This window comes from Quyinboa ferrireducens (assembly GCF_042436675.1).
Classification (GTDB): domain Bacteria; phylum Bacteroidota; class Bacteroidia; order Bacteroidales; family UBA5342; genus JBHJHP01.
The window spans coordinates 1-8,242 of sequence record NZ_JBHMVA010000029.1 but is presented as its reverse complement, the minus strand read 5'-3'; the positions used below and the strand labels follow the sequence as shown (position 1 = coordinate 8,242).

Genomic DNA, 8,242 nt, shown 5'->3' with positions numbered 1-8,242 from the left:
TCCAAGTTATATTGCACATAATAATACTCAACAGGAACTTTGCTACTTTGGGAATTATTTCTTTGACAACTTAAAGTTGTTAGAATTAAAATCAATATGAAGATTATTTTTCTCATTCAAAATGACATACAACGTTCCCGCGGTATGGTGTCGTGCGGTTGACTGTCCCACGAAGTGGAGACTGTCAAGCCGAAAACGACGCCAGGATGCATACGGATTTGCGAGTTAAAAGAACCGCATGCACTATGCACCGCGTGTTGTGCCCTGTGCTTTTATTCAATGTCGTTATATAATTTATCAATTTGAACATTAAGATTTGTGTTGTCAGAATTTTCATTTTTTGACAAGTTGATCAAAGTATTGCAAATTGATACTAATTCAAATAGTGGCGTTCCTTCAGAAGGAGACCAACATTCACCACAATTTTTTTCTCCTGTTTCTGTCTGTTTATAAAAAATATATATTTGTCCATCTTCTCCTCCTCCAAAATACTCATTTCTATTCATTGCAGAACTTGTAATCTTATCAAATAAGTCGTCTATTTTTAATGCAAGGTTATAATTTATAATATTTTCAAAATGTTGAAATCTAACTGAGTCTCTATTTTTTGAGCTCCATAGATTTTCTTGAAATATAATTGACTGAATTTTGTAAAGTGAATCTTTTTCAATTTGAAAGCAATATTCAGAAGAAAAAGATGGTTGTGCAATAAATCTTACCTTATAGTTAGTAGACAGTTTAGAATTAATTATTTTATCCAAATCTTCATTGTATCTCTTTATTTGCTCAATATCAGTACTTAAACCTATACACGGATTTAAATATTTATCTTGTCCATAGATTTTTGTTATAAATAATAACAATAGCATTATATAAATACTTCTATTCATAACTCTCCTTCTTTTTTCAGCATTGGGCACAACGTTCCCGCGGTATGGTGTCGTGGCAGTTTCTTTCACACGTGAAAGGAACTGTCAGGACGAAAAGTGCTTTGCGCGAACGTTGAATTATTTGGTTTAAAAGTACTGCCATGCACTATGACCGCGTGTTGCCAGTAGTTTTTTTATTTTTTAATATCATTTTTATATCCGCTACTAAGTAAAATCCAACAAATATAAAAGTTCCCAACGCAAGAATGTATTGTCTATTCGGGATTATCAGAAAGATGTTAAGTCCGATTAAGAATAAACAAAATGGATATATGAATAATCTTATTAGAATATTTTTTAGAGACCATTCTTTTTTTTGTTTACTTTCCTCGATTTCTACGTCTAAAAGTTCCAGAATTTGTTCAAGTTGATTCTTTTTCTCAAATCTGTAAACCATTCTCGCAACCATAACAACTATTGATGAAAAAACTAAAATAAAAATTATAATCGGCCAACTCCCAATGAAATTAAAGTCATCAAAGTCTTTAGGTAAAATCAAATAAAGAAATCCTAATGCAATGATTCCAATAAAAGTTTTTCCGATTGGATTTAACTTGTCAGTAATATTTGTCAGATGATTATTTGCGTTAAATTTAAATATGAATATTGGGTAGAAAGTTGCATTCCATATATTTTGTCTCCAAATTTTTATTTCATTCTGACTAACTTCTCCTTTCGGTCTAAAATCTCGGGAAAAGACATTCCATAAGTGATTGAAAAAAGTATTTTCTTTCTTCAATTCAATTAACTTTTCAACATCTTTTTTGGTGACTTTCATTTGATTTGGTCAAATTACTGGCAACGTTCCCGCGGTATGGTGTCGTGCGGTTGACTGTCCCACGGAGTGGAGACTGTCAAGCCGAAAACGACGCCATGATGAATACGGTTTTGCAAGTTAAAAGAAACCGCATGCACTATGCACCGCGTGTTAGGCATAGTAATTTTTAATATATCCAGACTATAAGTTTATCCATTTTTGTTCCATTTGCAATCTTGATATAACTATCTGCATTCTTTCTTATCCAGACATCTTGTAACGTTACATACATAGAAAAACTACTTATATATTTTTTTATAGTATAGGTAATAATAAAACTATTAGTGTTTGGAATGATTACTATTTTTTCAATATTAGAATGAGAGTAGATTTCTCCGCAACGATAAATATATTCAAAACTTCGATTGTCAACTAGCTTAATAAGGTCTCTTTTATTATATTTTTTATATAAAACCTTGATTTCCTGTTCTATTTCTGGATTTAAATATATTAAATCTCTGTTTTTTAACTCAACTTTGGGTTTAAACTTTTGGATAGTAAATCTTTCTTGTGCAATAATTTTCGGATAAAAGTTATCGGTAGTATCTTTCGGTAGACTGTCAGTTGGTTCTGCAACAATTATTTCGATTGGTTTAATGAATAAGTATTTATCTTGAAACTGTGTAGGTTTTATATCAAGGATTGTCGTATCTGAAAATAATTTCTCATAGATATCATATGCACATTTGGTGATTGAGTCCATATTCTCTAATTCAATATCACTTCTGGGGATTGATTGTTGGGACCATTTTAAGAAAATTGAATTTAATTTCTTAGCTTTTCTTTTAGTAAGTTTTTTCCCATATGATTTATGTGATGGTTTGATTCTTTCAGCAGCGCTATAATCGTTGCCATAAGTAAAAATTAAAATTAAGGTCAGAGACAAAACTCTAAGATTCATAGTATTATATTGAGGTTTTGTTAATATTATTATGCCTAACGTTCCCGCGGTATGGTGTCGTGGCAGTTTCTTTCACCCGTGAAAGGAACTGTCAGGACGAAAGGCGCTTGCAGCGAACGTTGAATTATTTGGTTTAAAAGTACTGCCATGCACTATGACCGCGTGTTGTGGCCAGTAGTTATTTAATTTCGAATTTATTATCAATCAATTCTATAGACTTGCTTTTTGCTCCAAACTCAAACAATCCCATAAATGATTTCTTATCTATTTTTTCAAGTTCGAAATGGTCGTTAAATATGAGTTTTGGTTTCTGTCCATTTGAGTCAATGACAGTCAGTATTCCTGGTTTATTTTCATAAACCCAACCAAAAGAAAAAATCAATCTTCTATCTGAATCAAAGTCTGTTATTAATAATAAATCACTATCAATTTTATTTAGTTTTCTAAGACTATTATTTACGTTGTAATTTTTGCCAAATTTTACCCAGCCTTCAAAGCAAGTTTCACAATACTTTGGTTATTATCTAAAACAACTTCAATTTGCTGAAAATCGCCCGGATCTGTCCAATCTTTAATTTTATAAAGTTTTACTGTATCAAGTTTATTATTGCCATTTAAATCTATAGTGTATTGTGCAATTTGGATAAAATTGATATCAGTATTTTCAGGATTCAAATATTCACTGCGATTAAATGGTTTTATCAAATTGTCATTAATTATAAATCCATTATTTGTTTTGGTAGAATTACAACTTAAAAATGTCAAAAATATTAGGTAAATGTATTTCATATTAATATCTGTATTCTTCTTTCTATTGGCCACAACGGTCACCTGTATGTGGCGTAGCCGACTGCGGGCTACTTTCCTGTCAAACCGAGATGAAGTGGATGCGGGTGATTTACCTACAAATTACCCACAAAACCGGCTATGACATATACAGATTGTTGGGCACAGTATTTTATCTATTTACATCTTTTAACCAGTCCTTAGAAATCTCATTCATAAATGTCCCAGGTGTAGTATTAATACAATGCACGGGATATTCTTTAAATTTCTTTAGTAGAAGTATAGAACAAAGAATAATTTCTGAAAAAACTAAATCTATAATTTCATCGGGGACACTTTTTATTAAAAAATTTACTGCAGTCCCTTTATTTACGAGATAAACTAAGTTACCTGAAGGCAGATAAAATTTTTCAATATATTTAGCAGGTGTTTCTCTTTTTATTGCTAAATCTCGTAATCCTTCAACATCAAATTCAATATCTTTGGAACCCGCACTGACAAGAATACAGCCTGATTTGCAGTTTTCTATATCATCCAAACTCATTGCGCTCGTACCTGTTGCAGAAAAAACTATATCACATTTCTTTAACAATTCAAGCTTTTTATGAATTTGAAAACCATGGTTAAAAGCTCCTAGATTTTTGTGGTCTTCTTTATCATAAACATTAACGTGCACGTTTTTAGCTCTTAAGGAATTGGCTATACTTTTACCAATCATTCCATATCCAATTACAAGACCTCTTCTAGACGAAATTGTTGAACCAATTTCACGTAATATTTGATTCATCGCTGAGACTGCTGAATCACCGACAAAAATTGCTTCAATTTCTTTTAGTGGACTCCTTGCAACAGAAAATATTGGAATATCAATTTGTTCCATCAAATTTAAATACCTATTATGTCCAAATGTTGTATCTTCAACAACACCAGCAATATATTCAAGACTTTCTTTTTTTAATTGTGAAAGTGTGTTTGCAAAATATCCACCAACTTCGATAATTAATATTTTCTTACCATCAATTTTAGATTTCTCAACTGCTGAATCTATTAATTTCATTAGAAAATCAGTTGTTTCTAACTCCTTATAGCTTTTACGAATCAAATTTATACCAGACTTTTCTAAGTCCTTAGCTATTTTCTCGTCTATGGAGTAAGGTTTTGCTATAAGTGCGAATATTTCGGCGGTTGCGTCAACTAAAAGACCAATTAATTCACTTGTATCAGACAATATATGTTGAAGAATTATTAATCTTGAATTACCAAAAACGTCTTTATTCCTAGATTGACGAATATATCTACCACAAACTCTTAGCTGGCTGTTTTCTATATGATACATAATAGATGGATTTATATTAAATCAGAATACGATTTGTCAACTAAATCTTTTGTTGGAATACCTAAAAAATCATGAAAGAATGAAGAGGCTTTTTCTCTTTCTTGAATAATATTTTTCAAATCATTAATTACCAATTCAATTTCAACGAACTTCCCTAAATTCTCAACCTCATCTAAATGAATCCTTATATCTTCAAAACGGTAATATTCTCGCTTTTTTTTGACAATGCTATTAAAGCCAAAGTTTTTTCGAAAGTTCTTAAATGCGAGAGAAAATTCTTCTTTAGAACTATATGTATAAACTTTATAATGTGATTCTTTTGCATTAAAGGAATTTTCTCTTTCGTAGGAGATTAATTGAGGATTATTCAAACTTGATTTTCGTAGTTTTAATCTTCCGTTGTTAACATTTACATAGAAATCTTCTTGGAAAATTTGCGAATGATTAAGGAATTTTAGTTTTTCAATAAAGGATTCAAAATCTCCAACTTTAGCTTTTAATTCAATATTTGTAGGCATATGATTATATATTTTTGATTATTAATTCAACACGTTTGTCTATTGGCATTAAAGGAACATTCACCAATGAATATTTATATTTCTTATATGCAGACTGTAATTCATTGGCTAATTGCTTGCTTTGTTCATAGTTCTCAAATCTATTCTTGTCCTTTTCATAAGGTACGGGTTCGAGGAAAAAGACTTTTTTATATCTGTAATTTAAATAGTTATCGAAATCATCAAGTTCAACATTATAGAACTTTATAAACGCAAAACTGTCAATCATACCTCTATCAAAAAAATAAATATCGTTTTTATTAGTTCGTTTCTCTAACTGTAATTTTAGACTTAAAATGTCCTGTTCGAAATCCTTTTTATTTTTGAGATATTCTTCAATATTTATATTGTTACTTGTATGATTATCAATTAGAATCCTAGATACTTCAGGATAAACTTTATATCCTAGAAAAGATAGTCTTTCTAACACTTTTGATTTACCGGAACAAGGCGGCCCAGTTATAACAATCCAATTAGTTTCTTCCATTCTTTTTTAATTTCATTTTTCAAAGTAATGATTGACACTTGTTGGAGAAATAATTTCTTTTCTCAATCCAATTTCCAGAAAGTCCAGCTTTATCAATTTTTTTAATTTCAGCTTTATCAGTTGGATTTAATATCTCGGGAACAATCAAATTGTCCGAATAAATCAATATCTCTGTTCCCTTTGTCGCATTAGCTGCGTGATAATTTAGTTCATATGTTTGTTGAAGAAATGAGTTATAGAATTTCCTTATGTTTTCATTATTGTCATATGAAACCAGCCAATATTTATTTGGCAGTTCACTAATCAATTTTGAAATTTGTAAATGGTCCTGATGCTCATAGAAGTTAATGTAAAGGTCTTTGCCTTTTTTGTAATACGGGGGGTCAAAGTAGAAGAGAGTTTTTTCAGGAAGTGTTTTTGAAAGTTGCAATGTTAATTCAGATGCATCTTGGTTATATAGTCTGATTCTATTTTTAAAACGACTAATTTTAGTAATTCTCTGAATTAAGTCTTCCTTATTAAACCTTGCGTCAAGTTTCCAATCCCCATTTTGTTCCTTTCCACCAATCGCTCCTGCCTTTAAAATTCCTGACCGATTAGTTCTGTTTAAAAAGAAAGTAGAGAAACCTATTTCAAGTTTGTTGTAATTCTCCGGATTTTTCTGAATTTCTTTTTGAATTTCCCAATTATCAATATCAATTGTGGTTTTATTTATTTTTTCACAAAGACTTTCAGTTTCATAAAGGACGGAATGCCAAAAAGAATATATGCGGTAATCAAAATCATTAATGTGAATTGTACGAACAAACTCATTAAAAAGTAAAGATAAAGCTACAGAAGCTCCTCCAGCATATGGCTCAACATAATGGCCGTCAGTTAATAGATTATATTCTACTAAAAGCTGAATATAATTCGATAGTTTCCCCTTACCTCCAGGATATCTTAATGGAGAGTAAAAGCTATTTGTTATATTAATTCCCATAGTTTAACGAAAAAGACTTCTAAATTATCCCAATTTTTTTTAAGTGACTCCGAGTCTGGATGAAAATCTTTATTATGAACGAAAGCATTAAAAGTATCAATTGAAAAAATACTGTCTTTCATCGTAGATGCTGTATACGCACCTTTCAATTTGTTCTTATCAAGGATTCCTTTTGTTTCGAGGTCAGTTGCAACAGATTTTAATTTGTGACTTAACCTACTATTATTATTTGCTCCCTGAATAGGGAATTTTTCAATGTAACTGTCCATCGACAGTTCAATAAATACCCTAAAAGTTATTGCTGCTGAATTTTCAAAATCCTTTACGTCAAGGTCTTTTAATTCATAGTATATTTTATTTACTCTTGGTTGACTAATTGGAATTATTGTGCTTTTAGGGATAATTGTATGGCGGTTAGAAATCAATGATTTACTTTTCTTTTTCTTGCTCTCCGCAACTTTCTTGGGGTCTGCTTTTTTAGGTGGAATATTACTAATCAATTCCCAATCCCCGGCTAATTCTTGCGTCTTGTCAGGTAAATCTGTCTTTTTAAAAGTTTCCAAATATCTCAATCTGTCATCTTTGTAGTAGATATCCTTAACAGTGAAGTCTTTTTTTAATAAATCATTTGCCGCCTTGCTTAAAGATTTTGCTACTTCTGATGGTACATAATGAGTAATTACTTTTCCATCTTTTATATCTATCCCTGCCATTCTTCTAAAATCAGGGTCGGTTGCAAGACGCTGTAATGAAGATGATTTCACTTTGCGGAGATTCATTTTCAAATCACTATCAACGCTTTCTTCTTTTTCTAAAAAGTCTATGATTTGTAAGGCAAAACTTGAATTGCCTTTTACTCTTTCATCAAATCTTGCTTTTTGCTGTGCATCCCAACCAACTGTACCAATTCCGTCATTTTGTCCAGTGTGTTTTAATTCAATCCAGTGTTCAGCTTCCTTTTCAGTATCAAATAAAACGCATGGAATTTTCTCAATTTGAGCTTTTGCGTATTGTTCAGACAACTTTTTAAATCTGTTTAATAGCGATTTATGTTTGTCTGAAATTAACTCTGGATTTTCAAGTAATTTCAACGCGGTTACTCTTCTATTCCCTTCGAGGACATTGAATTCTCCGTCCTGTTTTTCATGTTTTGTAATGAAAATCGGGTCACCGGGATTTAAACCCTCATTTACAATGTCCTCAGCTAATTTTATTAGTTTTTCCTTTTGGTCGTCAATCATAGTTTTAATTGCATCTCTCTGATTTCCGACCATTTCAAATCTCGGATTCTCAATGTTAATGTTTAGTAAAGAAAGGTCAATCAATTTTCTGTGATAGCTCATAATATCTTGGTTTTTAATATTGTGCCCAACGTTCCCGCGGTATGGTGTCGTGCGGTTGACTGTCCCACGAAGTGGAGACTGTCAAGCCGAAAACGACGCCAGGA

At 31.3% G+C, this 8,242-nt stretch carries 9 protein-coding genes; all 9 read right to left on the bottom strand.

Features of this window, described 5'->3' with window-relative positions; all coding sequences use genetic code 11:
• Nucleotides 1–272 precede the first annotated feature (272 nt).
• The gene (locus ACE01N_RS19890; RefSeq protein ID WP_380592735.1) at nucleotides 273–890 is read right to left on the bottom strand and encodes a hypothetical protein; all 618 of its coding nucleotides are present in this window, start codon (nucleotides 888–890) and stop codon (nucleotides 273–275) included.
• A 145-nt stretch (nucleotides 891–1,035) separates the two neighbouring features.
• Complete coding sequence (locus tag ACE01N_RS19885; protein ID WP_380592733.1) at nucleotides 1,036–1,707, bottom strand: hypothetical protein; 672 nt, start codon at nucleotides 1,705–1,707, stop codon at nucleotides 1,036–1,038.
• 166 nt (nucleotides 1,708–1,873) lie between these two features.
• A complete protein-coding gene (locus tag ACE01N_RS19880; RefSeq protein WP_380592731.1) occupies nucleotides 1,874–2,647 on the bottom strand; it encodes a hypothetical protein in 774 nt (257 codons plus the stop codon).
• A 480-nt stretch (nucleotides 2,648–3,127) separates the two neighbouring features.
• Nucleotides 3,128–3,436 (bottom strand): hypothetical protein, encoded by a 309-nt coding sequence (locus ACE01N_RS19875; protein WP_380592729.1) that lies wholly within the window; start codon nucleotides 3,434–3,436, stop codon nucleotides 3,128–3,130.
• Nucleotides 3,437–3,605: 169 nt separating this feature from the next.
• Nucleotides 3,606–4,769: an adenosylhomocysteinase gene (locus ACE01N_RS19870; RefSeq protein WP_380592727.1), complete on the bottom strand. Its 1,164-nt coding sequence runs from the start codon at nucleotides 4,767–4,769 to the stop codon at nucleotides 3,606–3,608.
• An 11-nt stretch (nucleotides 4,770–4,780) separates the two neighbouring features.
• Nucleotides 4,781–5,287, bottom strand: a complete 507-nt coding sequence (locus tag ACE01N_RS19865; RefSeq protein WP_380592725.1) for a class IV adenylate cyclase — start codon at nucleotides 5,285–5,287, stop codon at nucleotides 4,781–4,783.
• Nucleotides 5,288–5,291: 4 nt separating this feature from the next.
• Nucleotides 5,292–5,813 carry an AAA family ATPase gene (locus ACE01N_RS19860; RefSeq protein WP_380592723.1) on the bottom strand — a complete coding sequence of 174 codons (522 nt, stop codon included), beginning with the start codon at nucleotides 5,811–5,813 and terminating at the stop codon, nucleotides 5,292–5,294.
• Between the two features lie 19 nt (nucleotides 5,814–5,832).
• On the bottom strand, nucleotides 5,833–6,795 hold the full coding sequence (locus ACE01N_RS19855) for a DNA adenine methylase (protein ID WP_380592721.1): 963 nt from the start codon (nucleotides 6,793–6,795) through the stop codon (nucleotides 5,833–5,835).
• Nucleotides 6,780–8,138, bottom strand: a complete 1,359-nt coding sequence (locus tag ACE01N_RS19850) for a ParB N-terminal domain-containing protein (protein ID WP_380592719.1) — start codon at nucleotides 8,136–8,138, stop codon at nucleotides 6,780–6,782. The genes ACE01N_RS19855 and ACE01N_RS19850 overlap by 16 nt, the downstream gene beginning before the upstream one ends.
• Nucleotides 8,139–8,242: the final 104 nt, after the last annotated feature.